This is a genomic window from Mesorhizobium sp. M4B.F.Ca.ET.089.01.1.1, assembly GCF_004022605.1.
Classification (GTDB): Bacteria; Pseudomonadota; Alphaproteobacteria; order Rhizobiales; family Rhizobiaceae; genus Mesorhizobium; species Mesorhizobium abyssinicae.
The window spans coordinates 1-13,826 of sequence record NZ_RZOS01000124.1 but is presented as its reverse complement, the minus strand read 5'-3'; the positions used below and the strand labels follow the sequence as shown (position 1 = coordinate 13,826).

At 66.7% G+C, this 13,826-nt stretch carries 18 protein-coding genes and 1 pseudogene; 9 read left to right on the top strand and 10 right to left on the bottom strand.

All coding sequences use genetic code 11. The features are described 5' to 3' along the window. The coding region (locus EN780_RS14345) for a YraN family protein (RefSeq protein WP_128274396.1) at positions 1-335 on the bottom strand (335 nt) is incomplete at its 3' end. Beyond that, the gene (gene rsmI, locus EN780_RS14340) at positions 328-1,236 is read right to left on the bottom strand and encodes a 16S rRNA (cytidine(1402)-2'-O)-methyltransferase (protein ID WP_127284847.1); all 909 of its coding nucleotides are present in this window, start codon (positions 1,234-1,236) and stop codon (positions 328-330) included. The genes rsmI and EN780_RS14345, both read right to left, overlap by 8 nt. Positions 1,237-1,400: 164 nt before the next feature. Here rsmI and EN780_RS14335 point away from each other — a divergent pair, with 164 nt between their 5' ends. After that, complete coding sequence (locus EN780_RS14335; RefSeq protein ID WP_127393228.1) at positions 1,401-1,595, top strand: hypothetical protein; 195 nt, start codon at positions 1,401-1,403, stop codon at positions 1,593-1,595. A 73-nt stretch (positions 1,596-1,668) separates the two neighbouring features. Here the strand turns inward: EN780_RS14335 and EN780_RS14330 are convergent. Then, a pseudogene (locus EN780_RS14330) lies at positions 1,669-2,038 on the bottom strand (EamA family transporter). On the opposite strand from EN780_RS14330, the gene EN780_RS40640 reads away from it, so the two are divergent. After that, positions 1,980-2,258 (top strand): hypothetical protein, encoded by a 279-nt coding sequence (locus EN780_RS40640; RefSeq protein ID WP_245493244.1) that lies wholly within the window; start codon positions 1,980-1,982, stop codon positions 2,256-2,258. The pseudogene EN780_RS14330 and the gene EN780_RS40640 overlap by 59 nt on opposite strands. Here EN780_RS40640 and EN780_RS14325 read toward each other — a convergent pair. The 5 genes from EN780_RS14325 to rph all read right to left on the bottom strand — a co-directional run bounded on the left by EN780_RS14325 (position 2,236) and on the right by rph (position 5,733). Next, positions 2,236-2,556, bottom strand: a complete 321-nt coding sequence (locus tag EN780_RS14325) for a low molecular weight protein tyrosine phosphatase family protein (RefSeq protein ID WP_127284850.1) — start codon at positions 2,554-2,556, stop codon at positions 2,236-2,238. The genes EN780_RS40640 and EN780_RS14325 overlap by 23 nt on opposite strands. Before the next feature lie 59 nt (positions 2,557-2,615). Next, entirely contained in the window at positions 2,616-3,773 is a 1,158-nt protein-coding gene (hemW, locus tag EN780_RS14320) for a radical SAM family heme chaperone HemW (protein WP_127284851.1), read from the bottom strand. Between the two features lies 1 nt (position 3,774). Beyond that, positions 3,775-4,422 carry an RdgB/HAM1 family non-canonical purine NTP pyrophosphatase gene (gene rdgB / locus EN780_RS14315; RefSeq protein WP_127284852.1) on the bottom strand — a complete coding sequence of 216 codons (648 nt, stop codon included), beginning with the start codon at positions 4,420-4,422 and terminating at the stop codon, positions 3,775-3,777. Further along, a complete protein-coding gene (locus tag EN780_RS14310; protein WP_127284853.1) occupies positions 4,422-4,832 on the bottom strand; it encodes a VOC family protein in 411 nt (136 codons plus the stop codon). The genes rdgB and EN780_RS14310 overlap by 1 nt, the downstream gene beginning before the upstream one ends. 184 nt (positions 4,833-5,016) lie before the next feature. Continuing rightward, positions 5,017-5,733 carry a ribonuclease PH gene (gene rph / locus EN780_RS14300; RefSeq protein WP_127284854.1) on the bottom strand — a complete coding sequence of 239 codons (717 nt, stop codon included), beginning with the start codon at positions 5,731-5,733 and terminating at the stop codon, positions 5,017-5,019. A gap of 136 nt (positions 5,734-5,869) precedes the next feature. On the opposite strand from rph, the gene hrcA reads away from it, so the two are divergent. The 6 genes from hrcA (at position 5,870) to EN780_RS14270 (ending at position 11,565) form a co-directional block, all read left to right on the top strand. Beyond that, positions 5,870-6,952 carry a heat-inducible transcriptional repressor HrcA gene (gene hrcA / locus EN780_RS14295; protein ID WP_127284855.1) on the top strand — a complete coding sequence of 361 codons (1,083 nt, stop codon included), beginning with the start codon at positions 5,870-5,872 and terminating at the stop codon, positions 6,950-6,952. Between the two features lie 81 nt (positions 6,953-7,033). Beyond that, a complete protein-coding gene (locus EN780_RS14290) occupies positions 7,034-7,231 on the top strand; it encodes a hypothetical protein (protein ID WP_127284856.1) in 198 nt (65 codons plus the stop codon). Positions 7,232-7,345: 114 nt separating this feature from the next. Then, complete coding sequence (locus tag EN780_RS14285) at positions 7,346-8,695, top strand: sorbosone dehydrogenase family protein (protein ID WP_128274394.1); 1,350 nt, start codon at positions 7,346-7,348, stop codon at positions 8,693-8,695. Between the two features lie 326 nt (positions 8,696-9,021). After that, positions 9,022-9,639: a LysE family translocator gene (locus EN780_RS14280; RefSeq protein ID WP_128274392.1), complete on the top strand. Its 618-nt coding sequence runs from the start codon at positions 9,022-9,024 to the stop codon at positions 9,637-9,639. Between the two features lie 195 nt (positions 9,640-9,834). Beyond that, positions 9,835-10,815, top strand: a complete 981-nt coding sequence (gene cysK, locus EN780_RS14275) for a cysteine synthase A (RefSeq protein WP_128274390.1) — start codon at positions 9,835-9,837, stop codon at positions 10,813-10,815. Between the two features lie 129 nt (positions 10,816-10,944). Then, positions 10,945-11,565 (top strand): glutathione S-transferase family protein, encoded by a 621-nt coding sequence (locus EN780_RS14270; RefSeq protein ID WP_127393834.1) that lies wholly within the window; start codon positions 10,945-10,947, stop codon positions 11,563-11,565. A 9-nt stretch (positions 11,566-11,574) separates the two neighbouring features. Here the strand turns inward: EN780_RS14270 and EN780_RS14265 are convergent, their stop codons facing one another. Further along, positions 11,575-12,258 carry a TetR/AcrR family transcriptional regulator C-terminal domain-containing protein gene (locus EN780_RS14265; protein ID WP_127393833.1) on the bottom strand — a complete coding sequence of 228 codons (684 nt, stop codon included), beginning with the start codon at positions 12,256-12,258 and terminating at the stop codon, positions 11,575-11,577. A gap of 181 nt (positions 12,259-12,439) precedes the next feature. Between EN780_RS14265 and EN780_RS14260 the strand changes: the two genes are divergently transcribed. Continuing rightward, positions 12,440-12,928 carry a RidA family protein gene (locus tag EN780_RS14260; RefSeq protein ID WP_127393832.1) on the top strand — a complete coding sequence of 163 codons (489 nt, stop codon included), beginning with the start codon at positions 12,440-12,442 and terminating at the stop codon, positions 12,926-12,928. On the opposite strand, the gene EN780_RS14255 is transcribed toward EN780_RS14260, so the two are convergent. Beyond that, positions 12,925-13,826 (bottom strand): DUF6596 domain-containing protein (locus tag EN780_RS14255; RefSeq protein ID WP_128274388.1); only part of this gene is annotated, 902 nt, incomplete at its 5' end. The genes EN780_RS14260 and EN780_RS14255 overlap by 4 nt on opposite strands.

The following is a 13,826-nucleotide window of genomic DNA, read 5'->3' as shown; positions in this document are numbered from 1 at the left end:
CGCCAGGGCAGCACGGCCACCATGTCGAAGCGCGCCGACAGTCTGCCATAGTCGGGCTGGCGCGACAGCCAGAGGTCGGCGGCGCTCTCGATGCGGCGCTCCGATTCGTAGGCGATCGCCTCCATCGCTTCCATCAGCGTGCGCCGCGCCTTGACCTCGACGAACAGCACCAGGTCGCCGCGCCTGGCGATCAGGTCGATCTCGCCGAACCTTGTGCGGTGGCGCCGCGCCAGGATCCGGTAGCCTTTCAGCATCAGCGCCAGCGCCGCCAGCCATTCACCGCGATGGCCGCGCCGATAGGCTTTCAGGCGGCTGGCGGCCGGGCGCTCAGCCACCGCTGCCCTCTGCCGAGGTGTCCCTGAGCTCGAGCAGCCGCCGGTAGAGCGCCTGCTTCTGGCCGCCGGTCATCTTCGCCGCTTCCGCTGCCGCCTTGGAGGCCGGCATTTCGGCGGCGAGCGACAACAGCAGCCGGTCGATGTCTTCAGGTTCGTCGGCCTTGGCCTCGGCGGGACCGACGCAGATGACGATCTCGCCCTTGGGCGTGTCGGCCGCCGCATAGTGCTCGGCAAGAGCCCGCAGCGTGCCGGTCCGCGTCTCCTCGAAGGCCTTGGTCAGCTCGCGGCCGATCGCCGCCCGGCGTGTGCCGCCCAGCGCCTCGGCCATCGCCGCAAGCGTCTCGGCCAGCCGCCTGGGCGACTCGAAGAAGATCAGCGTCGCCGGCACCTGCCTGAAGCTCTCAAGTTTCGTCAACCGCTGGCCGGTCTTCACCGGCAGGAACCCGGCGAAAAGAAAGGCGTCGGAAGGCAGGCCGGACGCGGTCAGCGCCGCCAGCGCCGCCGACGGGCCGGGGATCGGCACGACGCGGATGCCACGGTCGAGCGCCTCGCCGACCAGCCGGTAGCCGGGATCGGAGACCAGCGGCGTCCCGGCGTCCGAGATCAGCGCCACGCTCTGCCCGGCCTCGAGCGCCGCGATCAGCTTCGGTCCGGCCTCGGGTGCATTGTGATCGTGATAGGCGGTGGTGCGGCGGCGGATGCCGTAGCGCTCCAGCAGCACGCGCGACACGCGCGTGTCCTCGCAGGCGACGATGTCGGCGGCGGCCAGCGTCTCCAGCGCGCGCAGCGTGATGTCGGCGAGGTTGCCGATCGGCGTCGCCACCAGATAGAGCGCCGGCGCGAGCGGCCGCGCCGCGATCTCGGTCTGCCCGATCACATAGCTGCGTTTGTCGCCGGTCACCCTTGGTCCTCCATGCAGCCTGTTTGGCACGGCTGATGCCCGGTTGCAAAACGTGACGACGAAGTAATGTCGCCCGCCATGCCTTTGCCATAGTGCGGAACGAAACCGTCACCGGCGAATTTTATCCGTGAGTCTCGCATGTGTGAGTCTCGGGGAGGCACAGGATGGATAGCCTGAAGATTCAGGACGTTTTCGAGCCCTATTATGCGGGCCGCAAGCGTTTCGCCATGCGAAGGGACAAGTGCCTGCCGGCCAGCGCCGATGACGCCGCCGGTAAAACCGAGGCCGGCAAGCGGCGTTTGCGCCGCCGGCCGAAGACCAGGCTCAAGGCCGCAACCGATAGCACGACGGAGCACTGACCGGACGATGCCCAATCGCTTCGATATTTTCATCACCCGTCTCGAAACCAGGAACAGCCGCGAAGGCGTGCCGCTAGCCCCGATAGGCGACCAGCACCGCCCCCGCCGCGATAAGGCCGACGCCAAGCCAGTTCGCTCCGGAGAGGCGCTCGCCGAGAAAGACCGCGCCAAACACCGCCACAAGCACGACGCTTAGTTTGTCGATCGGCGCCACCTGCGCCGCGTTGCCGATTTTCAGCGCGCGGAAATAGCAGAGCCACGAGGCGCCGGTAGCCAATCCGGAAAGACCGAGGAACAGCCACGTTTTTCCGGAGATCGATGCCAACGGCTGGAACTGGCCGCTGGCGGCGAGAATGGCCGCGAGCACGACCCAGGATGATGGCGGTGCGGATCAAGGTGGCAAAATCGGAATTGATGGTCTCGATGCCGACCTTGGCGAAAATCGCCGTCAGCGCCGCGAAAGCCGCCGACAGCAGCGCCCAGAATTGCCAGGAAGAAGCGGTCAGGTTCATTTCGGGTGGCCTTGTCGGTTTTCTGTCCGCAATTGCGTTAACCGGATACCGCGAAACGCGCACCACCAGAAGCGCAATCGGCAGGGCTTGGAGATTGGCTGCGCCATCAGCGCTGGCACACCGCTTCTTTACAGATATCGCGGCACCTTAGCCTCGAGCAGCCGCACCAGCTCCGGGTCCATGAACTCGTAATTGTCCGGAATGTCGAGGCAGATGACCCTTGCCCGCTTCAGGCTCGCCTTGAATTTCTTCTGCAGCTTGGCGCGGTGCGCCTTTTCCATCACGAAGATGATGTCGGCCCAGGCGACCAGCTCATGCGTCAGCGGATTGTCGGCATCGTGATTGGTGCCGGCCGAGGCGACCTCGATATCCCTTCGTTTGGAAAACACCTGCTCGGCCGTCGGGCTGCGCAAGCGGTTCTGGCTGCATACGAAGAGGATGTTCTTCAAGGGCTTTTACTCAAGCATGATCTTGTCCGAAAACCGGCTTCCACTTTTCGGGATCATGCTCAGCGCGCCAGGTCCGCCACCACGGCATCGAGCACGATCATGCCGGCCGTCGTGGCGCGCAGCCGGGAATTGCCGACCGGCGCGACAAGCCCCTCTTCCTGCAGCACCGCCAGTCGCGCGCTTGACAGGCCGCGTCCGGAAAACGCCTCGTAGCGCGCAAGATCGATGCCTTCGGCCAGCCGCAGCCCCATCAACAGGAACTCGTCGGCTTCCTCGGAACGCGTCAAAATCTCGCCGCCGGTGACGCCATGGCCCTTGGCCTCGACCAGATTTGCCCAGGTTTCCGGCATCCTCTCGGCGATGGTGACCGTGCGGCGCCCGTTCTCGACGAAACGGCCATGCGCGCCGGGGCCGACGCCGACATATTCGCCGTAGCGCCAGTAGGTCAAATTGTGCCGGCTTTCCGCGCCAGGCCTGGCGTGGTTGGAAATCTCGTAGGCCGGCAGCCCATGCGCGGCGGTCACCTCTTGCGTCAGCGCGTAGAGATCGGCGGCATGGTCGTTGTCGGGAATGGTGAACTTCTTCGCCGCGTGCAGCGCGTGGAACGGCGTGCCTTCCTCGATGGTGAGCTGGTAGAGCGACAGATGGTCGGCGGCATGGCCGATGGCCTGCTCGAGCTCGGCTCGCCAAGCCTCCGGCGTCTGGTCGGGCCGCGCATAGATCAGGTCGAAGGAGAGGCGCGGAAAGATCTCGCGCGCGAGCCCGATGGCATGCAGCGCCTCCTCGACATTGTGCAGCCGGCCGAGGAAGCGCAGGTCCTTGTCGTTCAGCGCCTGTACGCCGAGCGACACGCGGTTGACGCCGGCGGCGCGATAGCCGCGGAAGCGCTCGGCCTCGACCGAGGACGGGTTGGCCTCCAGCGTCACCTCGATGCCATCAGGCACCGTCCAGTTCCTCGCCACCGCATCCAGCACGGAGGCCACCGTCTCCGGCTTCATCAGCGACGGCGTGCCGCCGCCGAGGAAGATGCTGGTCACCTCGCGCGGTCCGGTGCGGGCGCGCATGGTCGCCAGCTCCGTGGCGAACGCGCGCGCAAAACGCTCCTGGTCGACCGGCTGATGGCGGACATGGCTGTTGAAGTCGCAATAGGGGCACTTGGCCGCGCAGAACGGCCAGTGGATGTAGACGCCGAAGCCGGGGCTGCGGTCGAGCAGCATCTCAGGCCGATCCCAACCTGGCGCGCGCGAATTTCTGGAAGGCGCGGGCGCGGTGCGACAGCGCCGTCGGCTGGCCCGGCTTCCAGCCGTGTTTTTGCTCGGCGCTCATCTCGCCGAAGGTCTTTTCGAACCCATTGGGCAGGAACACCGGATCGTAGCCGAAGCCGAGCGTGCCGCGCGGCGGCCACACCAGCGTGCCTTCAGCCTCACCGCGATAATATTCGGCCTCGCCGTCGGGAAACGCCAGACAGATGACCGCGACGAAACGGCCCGTGCGCTGCGCAGCTTCGGCCGCGCCGACCTCCTGCAGCGCCACTTCCGTGCGCTGCATGGCCATGCCGAAGTCGCGGCTGCCGTCGGGCGTCTCGGCCCAGTTGGCGGTGTAGACGCCGGGCGCGCCGTCGAGCGCGTCGACGCAGAGGCCGGAATCGTCGGACAGTGCCGGCAGGCCGGTGGCCTTGGCCGCGGCATATGCCTTGATGTAGGCGTTCTCCTCGAACGTCGTGCCGGTCTCGTCCGGCTCGGGCAGGCCGTATTCCTTGGCCGATTTCGCCTCGAAGCCGAACGGCGCCATCAGGTCGGCGAACTCGCGCAGCTTGCCCTCATTGTGGCTGGCGACGACGATCTTGTGTCCGTTCAAAGAATGCATCACAGGCCCCAGATCCTTGGCTCGGCGAATTCGATCGAATTGCCCGAGGGGTCGCGAAAGTAGATCGAGCGCCCGCCTTGCGGCCATTCGAAGTCGCTTTCGATGGCGATGTTCCGTGCCGCGAGGTGCTCGCGCCAGCCGGCGATCTCGTCGGCGCTGGCGGCAAAGCAGAGATGGCCCTCGCCCACCGTGCCATGCGCCGGCACCTTCAGCCTGGCGTCCGGCGCCGGCGGGATTTTGGTCGCCTCGGCGTTGAACAGCAGCAGCACGCCGGTCCCGCAGCGGAAGAAGACATGGCGGCCTTCGACCCTGGCGATCAGTTCGAGGCCGAGGATGTCGGAATAGAAGGCTTCGGCGCCATGCAAGTCTGTGACGTAGAGCGCCGATTCAAGGATCGCGGAGGGTATCACGAAGCCCCCCTCTCTGCCCTGCCGGGCATCTCCCCCTCAAGGGGGGAGATTGGCTGTATCGATTGCCTCAGCCAATCACCGGCGTAGCCAGATGGGGGCCGGCGTGGAAGCTTCCAATCTCCCCCCTTGAGGGGGAGATGGCCGGCAGGCCAGAGAGGGGGGCCCAGGCTCGGCATTCGAAAACCTACGCCACCGCCATCTGCTGCAAACTCACCAGGCGCGAAATTCCCTTCTTGGCCAGGTTCATCAGCGCCGCGAACTGGTCCTCCGAGAACGGCTCGCCCTCGGCAGTACCCTGGATCTCGACGATGCCGCCCTTGCCGGTCATGACGAAATTGGCGTCGGTGCCGGCCGAGGAATCCTCGAGATAGTCGAGATCGATGACCGGCTGGCCGTCATGGATGCCGCACGAGATCGCCGCGACGTGGTCCTTCAGCACCTTGGAAACGCTGGCCATCTGGCGGGCTTCCATCCAGCGCAGGCAGTCATGGAGCGCCACCCAGCCGCCGGTGATCGAGGCGGTGCGGGTGCCGCCATCGGCCTGGATGACGTCGCAGTCGACGGTGATCTGCTGCTCGCCCAGCGCCTGCAGGTCGACCACGGCGCGCAAGGAACGGCCGATGAGCCGCTGGATCTCGAGCGTGCGGCCGCCCTGCTTGCCGGCGGAGGCCTCGCGCCGCATGCGCTCGCCGGTCGAGCGCGGCAGCATGCCGTATTCGGCCGTCACCCAGCCCTTGCCGGAATTGCGCATCCAGGCCGGCACCTTTTCCTCCAGGCTGGCCGTGCACAGAACATGCGTGTCGCCGAACTTCACCAGGCACGAGCCTTCGGCGTGCTTGGAGACGCCGCGCTCGAAGGAGATGGCGCGCATTTCGTCGGATTGGCGTTTGGAGGGGCGCATCGAGGCCTCTTGTCTCTGGTTTTTAAGGATTCGTGGCCGGCTTGTAGACGCATGCGGCGCATGGCGCAAAGGAAAATGGACCGGGTTGCGCGGGCACCGGCTAAGTCTATATTTGAACCGGAGGTTTTTGGCCCGAATGACCAAGGCAGTCGATCCGGCATCGCAGTCGCCCGTGCTTCAATCGCTCGATATGCGCTCGCGCGACATCTTCAGGCGCATCGTTGAATCCTATCTCAGGGATGGCGAGCCCGTCGGTTCGCGCAGCCTGTCGCGCATCCTGCCCTCCTCGCTGTCGCCCGCCACCATCCGCAACGTGATGAGCGACCTCGAGCATCTCGGCCTGATCTACGCGCCGCACATCTCGGCCGGCCGCCTGCCGACGCAGACCGGCCTGCGCTTCTTCGTCGACGCCTTCATGGAGCTCGGCGACCTCTCCGACGACGAGCGCCGCATCATCGAGGCGCAGGTGCGCGCCTCCGGCTCCGGCGCGTCGCTGGAACACATGCTGACCGAGGCCAGCCAGATGCTGTCGGGCATGTCGCGCGGCGCCGGCCTGGTGCTCGCCGCCAAGAACGAGGTGGCGCTGAAGCACATCGAATTCATCCAGCTCGAGCCGACCAAGGCGCTGGCCGTGCTGGTGTCGCAGAACGGCGATGTCGAGAACCGCGTCGTCGACCTGCCCGCCGGCACCACCGTCTCGCAGCTGCACGAGGCGTCCAACTTCCTCAACGCCCATATCCGCGGCCGCACGCTGGCCGAGGCGCGCGTCGAGATCGCCCGCATCAAGGACGAGACCAGGGCGGCCCTCGACACGCTGTCGCAGGACCTGGTCGAAAAGGGTCTCGCCGTCTGGGCCGGTGCGGAAAGCGGCCTGCCGGCGCGCCTCATCGTGCGCGGCCGCGCCAATCTGCTCGAAAACGTCACCGCCCAGGCCGACATCGAGTTGCTGCGGCATCTGTTCGAGGATCTGGAGACGCAGGACGGGCTGATCCAGCTGCTCGACCTCGCCGAGGAAGGGCCGGGCGTGCGCATCTTCATCGGCTCGGAAAACAAGCTGTTTTCGCTGTCGGGCTCGTCGCTGGTGGTGGCGCCCTATCGCGACAAGGATGCCCGCGTCGTCGGCGCGCTCGGCGTCATCGGCCCGACGCGGCTGAACTACGCCCGCATCGTGCCGATGGTCGACTATACCGCGCAGCTGATTTCGCGCATGTTGCGGTAAGGTGTGCGATATCCGGGTGAGACCGGCCTGACCTGGATCTCAACACACCCTGGAAGGCACAAGCAGCAAGGGAGCAAAAGAATGGCGCTGGAATCGCTCAAGGCCCAGATCAGCCTGCTGCTCGAGGAAATGGTCAACCAGCCCGAGGACCAGCACGAGATTCAGGAGCAGCTGCGCGAGAAGCTGCAGGAATTGCGCGCCATGGGCCTGCCGCTGCCGGCCGATCTGGTCGAGCTGGAAAAGCGCCTGGACGATGATTTCTACGCCGAAGGCAGCTGAAACCATCCCTCAAATCGGCGTGTGCCTGGTGTCCCAGGCGGAACGACCGCCGCATCCGCCCGTTCACCATTCGCGACGGCGCCGCGGTCGGGGCCGAAACCCCTGGAGGCCAGGATGATCCGATTTGCCGGTCTTGCGGCTGCCGCCTTGCTGCTTGTAACGACGGCCTCTGCCCAGCAGGCCGGCGAGCCGGTGCTGACTGGCAAGAAGGCCTTCGGCGACTGGAAGGCCGACAGGCCTGGCGTGCGCCGGCTGATCAGGCCGGATGATCTGCAAAAGCCCTATGTCAGCCGCTCCGCGTCGAACGGCGCCGGCCTGGCGGATCGGCCGGAAGGCGCCAGGCCGCTCGTGCCCTCAGGCTTTTCCATCGAACTCGTCGCGTCGGGCATCGACAATCCGCGGGTCGTGCGCGCGGCGCCCAATGGCGACCTGTTCGTCGCCGACAGCAAGGCCAGCCAGATCCGCGTCTATCGCCTCGCCGAAGGCAGCGCCAGCCCGGCGCAGGAGGCGATCTTTGCCACCGGCCTGACCCGGCCCTACGGCATCGCCTTCTATCCGCCGGGCGACAAGCCGCAATGGGTCTATGTCGCCAACAGCAACAGCGTCGTGCGCTTCGCCTATCGCGACGGCGACCTGAAGGCCGAAGGCAAGCCGGAAACCATCGTCCCGGACATCCCCGCGAACCATCACTGGACGCGCGACATCGCCTTTTCGCCTGATGGCAAGACGCTCTATCTGTCGGTCGGATCGGGCTCCAACGTCGCCGAGGACATGGGCGCCGAGCCGGAAGGCGGGCTCGAGCAATGGGCGACGTCGGCGCCGCTCGGCGCCACCTGGGGCCCGGAGGAAGGCCGCGCCGACGTGCTGGCCTTCGATCCGGACGGGAACAACCGGCGCAGCTTCGCCACCGGCTTGCGCAACTGCTCCGGCATGACCGTGCAGCCGCAGACGGGCGCGCTCTGGTGCGTGGTCAACGAGCGCGACGAGCTCGGCGACAACGTGCCGTTCGAATACGCGACGACGGTCAGGCAGGGCGGCTTCTACGGCTGGCCCTGGTACTATATCGGCGACAACGAGGACCCGCGCCACGTGGGCGCGCGCCCCGATCTTGCCGGCAAGGTCACCGTTCCCGACGTGCTGCTGCAGGCGCATTCGGCGCCGCTCAACATCGCCTTCTATGAGGGCGGCAGCTTCCCGGCCGACTACAGGGGCGATGCTTTCGTCGCTTTGCACGGCTCCTGGAATCGCGGCGTGCGCACCGGCTACAAGGTGGTGCGGCTGAAATTCAAGGACGGCAAGGCGACCGGCGAGTATGAGGATTTCGCCACCGGCTTCGTCATCTCCGACGACGACGTCTGGGGCCGGCCGGTCGGCGTCACCGTCGCCAAGGACGGTGCGCTGATCCTGACCGAGGACGGCAACGGCACCATCTGGCGTGTTACTTACGGCGACGGCCGGTCCTGAGAAACCTTACGCTGGTCGACCCCCACTCCGTCTCGGCTTCGCCGAGCCACCTCTCCCCCGATCGACGGGGGAGAGGAAAGGCGCCAAGCTTTTTTGCAGTCAACGCTCGCCAAGCAAGGCTCCCTTCCTTTCCCTCCGGAGGGGGGAAAGGTGGCGCGGCGTAGCCGCGACGGATTGGGGGAACGACGTGGCAATCAAGCCTCGGGCCGTCAGTTAGCCTTGTAAGGCGAAGACCACGATGGTCTGGTGCAATGGATTCCGACCGTGAGGGAATTCAACCCTCGCCTGTTCCATGCGATAAGACCCTCCGATCTGGAACCTTATCCATGACGCTCACCGGATTCCTCGCCTACAGTGCAGCTCTCGGCATCGCCGCCGCCATTCCGGGTCCCGGCGTCACCGCGCTTGTGGCGCGGGCGCTGGGTTCCGGCTTCCGCTCGTCGCTGGCGATGTCGTTCGGCCTGATCCTCGGCGACCTCACCTACCTCACCGCCGTCATGCTCGGCCTCGCCTTCGTCGCGCAGACCTTCGGCATGGTTTTTCTTGCCATCAAATGGGCGGGTGTCGCCTATCTCGCTTTCCTCGGCTGGCGCTTCTGGACCAGCGGCATCACGCCGGAGACTGTCGAGGCGCGCAAGGGCAAGGGCGGGCTCGCCGCCTCCTTCCTGGCCGGCCTGACGGTGACGCTCGGCAATCCGAAGACGATGATCTTCTATATCGCCATCACGCCGACCATCGTCGACCTGAAGGCGGTGACGCTCGCCGACTACGGCATCCTGGTCACGCTCACCGTCCTCGTCCTGCTGGTGGTGCTGGTGCCCTATCTGGCGCTGGCCGCCAAGGCGCGCTGGTTCCTCAAGTCGCCGCGCGCGCTGAAGGCGCTGAACCGCACCGCCGCCGGTTTCATGGTTGGCGCGGCGGCCGCCATCGCCGCCCGTCAATAGGCTGCAATCTCAACCGGTCGCCATTTCGGGGAAAGCATTCCGGAAACGGGCCGATCCGGAAAATGCTTTTCCGGGGCGGCAGCGTTTTCAGCACGCGCCCCACTCGGATATTTTCGGCCGGCAGCCTATCTTGCGCGGCTGAAAGCCCTATTCTGTCGCTTGATGCAATTGCCTGCCTGACCTGGGAGCGAAACAATGAACAAGCCCGTCACCTCCGCGCGCGTGCCCGGCCGCGGCCGCGTCTTCAATTCGATCACCGAGACGATCGGCGACACGCCCCTGGTGCGGCTCGACAAGTTCGCCAAGGAGAAGGGCGTAGTCGCCAATCTCCTGGCCAAGCTCGAATTCTTCAACCCGATCGCCTCGGTCAAGGACCGTATCGGCGTTGCCATGATCGAGGCGCTGGAAGCCTCCGGCAGGATCGCCCCCGGCAGGACGACGCTGATCGAGCCGACCTCCGGCAACACCGGCATTGCGCTCGCCTTCGCCGCCGCCGCCAAGGGCTACAAGCTGATCCTGACCATGCCGGAGACGATGTCGGTCGAGCGGCGCAAGATGCTGGCGCTGCTCGGCGCCGAACTGGTGCTGACCGAAGGTCCCAAGGGCATGAAGGGCGCCATCGCCAAGGCCGATGAGCTTGCCGCCACCTTGCCCGACGCCATCATTCCGCAGCAGTTCGAGAATCCGGCCAACCCGGAGATCCACCGCCGCACCACGGCCGAGGAGATCTGGAACGACACCCAGGGCGAGGTCGACATCTTCGTCTCCGGCATCGGCACCGGCGGCACCATCACCGGCGTCGGCCAGGTGCTGAAGAAGCGCAAGCCTTCGCTGCACGTCGTCGCCGTCGAGCCGGAGGCTTCGCCGGTGCTGTCCGGCGGCCAGCCCGGCCCGCACAAGATCCAGGGCATCGGCGCCGGCTTCGCGCCGAAGATCCTCGACACCACGATCTATGACGAGATCGTCAGGGTCTCCAACGAGGATTCGGTCGCCAATGCGCGGCTCGTCGCCCGCCTCGAAGGCGTGCCGGTCGGCATCTCGTCGGGCGCAGCACTCCAGGCGGCGATCGTCGTCGGCTCGCGGCCGGAGAACAAGGGCAAGACCCTCGTCGTCGTCATCCCGTCCTTCGCCGAGCGCTACCTGTCGACGATCCTGTTCGACGGGCTGGGGGCTTAAGCAGCCTCGACCGACCCTCGCGGGACGCTGGACCGCTGAAAAAACCCGTGTGGCGTCAGCCTGGCGCTTGAGCGCCGCGCGTCTTCCGGTGCAAATCTCCCGCGGCCCGCGCGGCCATTGGGAGGATTCATGTACAGACTTTACACGCGCCCCGGCAGCGGCGGCTTCGTCGTCGAGGCGGCCCTTGCCCTGGCGGGCGCGCCGTTCGACCAGGTCGACGTGCCGAAGAAGGACCCGCCCGACCAGGCCTTCCTCGACATCAGCCCGTTGAACCAGGTGCCGGTGCTGACCTTGCCGGACGGCCGTTCGATCACCGAGTCGGCGGCGATCTGCATCCTGCTCGCCGAGCGCCATCCGGAAGCCGGACTGGCGCCGGCGGCGGGCTCACCCGCCCGCGCCGACTTCCTGCGCTGGATGGCCTTCATGTCGTCGGTCCTCTACCCGGCGGGGCTGCGTTTCTATTATGCCCATCGCTACACCGCGGCGCCGGACGGCGTGGAGGCGGTGAAGCAGGCCGCGCTGGCCGAGATGGATCGCGGCTTTGCCATCCTCGATAAGGCCCTCGCCGGCCGCGACTGGCTGGTCGGCGAGCGGCTGTCGCTGGCCGACGTCTACCTGGTCATGCTGGCGGCCTGGCATCCCGAGATCGGCAAGGTCGCCGCCGCCTGGACCGATATCGAGCGCCTTTGGGCCAGGCTGCGCGATCATGACCTGATCCGCAAACTGAATGCCGCCCACGCGATGTGGTGAGCGGGACGTTTATCCTGGCGCGAGGCCGTCGAGCAGGAAACCGAGGCCTTTGCGGAAAGCGCCATCCCAGTCGTCGTCCAACAGCAGCCGGGAGCGTTCGATTGTCGCGTAGCGCTCACTGAGACGGGTGAGGCGCTGCTGCGCGGCGGCCCTGTCGTCGTCCGACAGGTCGAAGCTCGCCCGGGTGATGGTGGCGCCCATCACATAGTTCCAGAGCGACCATATCGCGGCGTTGATGTCCGCGTCCGCCACGCCGGCCCTGGACAATGCCTTGCCCAGCAGTTCCAGCCGACTGAGGATGTTCGGGCCAAGCGCCCGGCGCGGCAACAGCGATGCCGACCAGGAATGGCTGAGCATGCTGGCGCGCCAGTCCTCGAGTATGTGAACGATCTCGCCGCGCCAGTCTTCGGACTGAGGTTCTTGCGGCGATCCGCGATATTCGAGCACCGCGTCGAGCGCCAGATCGAAGACATCCTCCTTGCTGTCGACGTGCCAATACAGGCTCATCACGCCCGAGCCGAGGTGATCGGCCAGCCGACGCATCGTCAATCCGTCGATCCCTTGCGCGTCCAGCAACTCCACCGCAGTGGCCACGATACGTTGCCGGGACAGAGGCGGTTCGCCCGCGGGCCGGGGCGGCTGACCTGGCCGCTGAGACCGGTTGCTTCGGGCGCCGCCGCGTTTGGCTGCCATTCATCTTCCTCGCGTGTCGAGCCGCGATTCTGGCAGGCAACGTCAGGAATGTCGATGCCGCGCGGTTGACTCGTACATCGTACCATAGGATGACTCGCACGCCGTACGAGTCGCGTGCGGCGATGAACCGAATTGCGATCGTGGGTGCGTTGCTCGCAGCCCGCGGAGCCAAGAGAAACTCATGCCACGCTCAATCAAGCACCTGCTCATCGGAGGGCTAATCATCATGACCATCGGAGTTCCCGCTGCGACGGCAGCGAACGAGGACGATCGCAAGCTGGCCATCGTCAATCCGCGAAACCTCCACGACCCGTCGCCGAATGGCTACAGCACGGCGGTGATCATGCCCCGGGGAGCACGGGTCGCCTACATTTCCGGGCAGGGCGGCCAGGACAGCACGGGCGCCTTGTCGCCGGACTTCGCCGTCCAGGTGAAACAGGCCTATGCGAACCTGCGCGCCGCGCTGGAGGGGATTGGCGCGAAACCCGATCAGGTCGCCAAGCTCACGGTCTTCGTGGTCGATCACGACATGTCCAAGCTCGAGGTGCTGACCAGCAACGTCAAGGACATGTTCGGCAAGGCGCTGCCGGCGCAGACGCTGGTTCCCGTTCCCAAGCTGGCGATCGACCCCATGCTGTTCGAGGTGGAGGCCGTGGTCGTGCTTGATTAGAGCATCGTGAGCTTCGCCCGCTTTTCCTGCAGGAAGCGGCGCACGGCCGGGTCGCGTTCGAGGCCGATCGCGCGGTCGTAAGCCTCGGCCGCCAATCCGGTCGTGCCGAGCCTCGCCAGCAGGCCGGCGCGGGCAGCCCAATAGGGCTGATAGTCATCCAGCCGCTTGTCGTCACCCAGCACGTACAGCGCCGCCAACCCGGCCGCCGCGCCCTCATCCTCGGCGATCGCCACGGCGCGGTTGATCGCCACGACAGGCGAGCCGGCGAGGGCCAGCAGCGCGTCGTAAAGCTGGCGGATCGCTGCCCAGTCGGTGCGGCCGCCGCGCCGCCGCGCCGTGTGGGCCGATTGCACGGCCGCCTCCAGCTGGTAGCGGCCGATGATCTCCTTGGCGGCGGCACGTTCGAGCAGGTCTTCCGCCTCGTCGATCAGCGTGTCGTCCCAGAGCGCGGTGTCCTGCTCGGCAAGCGGCACGAAGTCTCCGTCCGGGCTGCGCCGCGCCGCCCGCCGCGCTTCGGCGAACAGCATCAGCGCCAACAGCCCCACCGCCTCCGGCTCGTCCGGCATCAGTGAGGCCACCAGCCGGCCGAGCCAGATGCCCTCGGTGGCGAGGTTGCGGCGCCGCGTCTCGGTGCCGGCAGGATCGGTCCAGCCTTCGGCGAAGGCGGCGTAGATCGCCTCCAGCACCGCGCCCAGCCGCTCGCCGAGCTCGGCCCGCTCCGGCACCCGGAACGGAATGCCGATCTCGCGGATGCGCGTCTTGGCGCGCACCAGGCGCTGGCCCATCGTCGCCGGCGAGACCAGGAAGGCCGAAGCGATGGTCGCCGCGTCGAAGCCAAGGATGGTCTGCAGGATCAGCGGCGCGCGCACGCTGGCCTCGATCGCCGGATGGGCGCAGG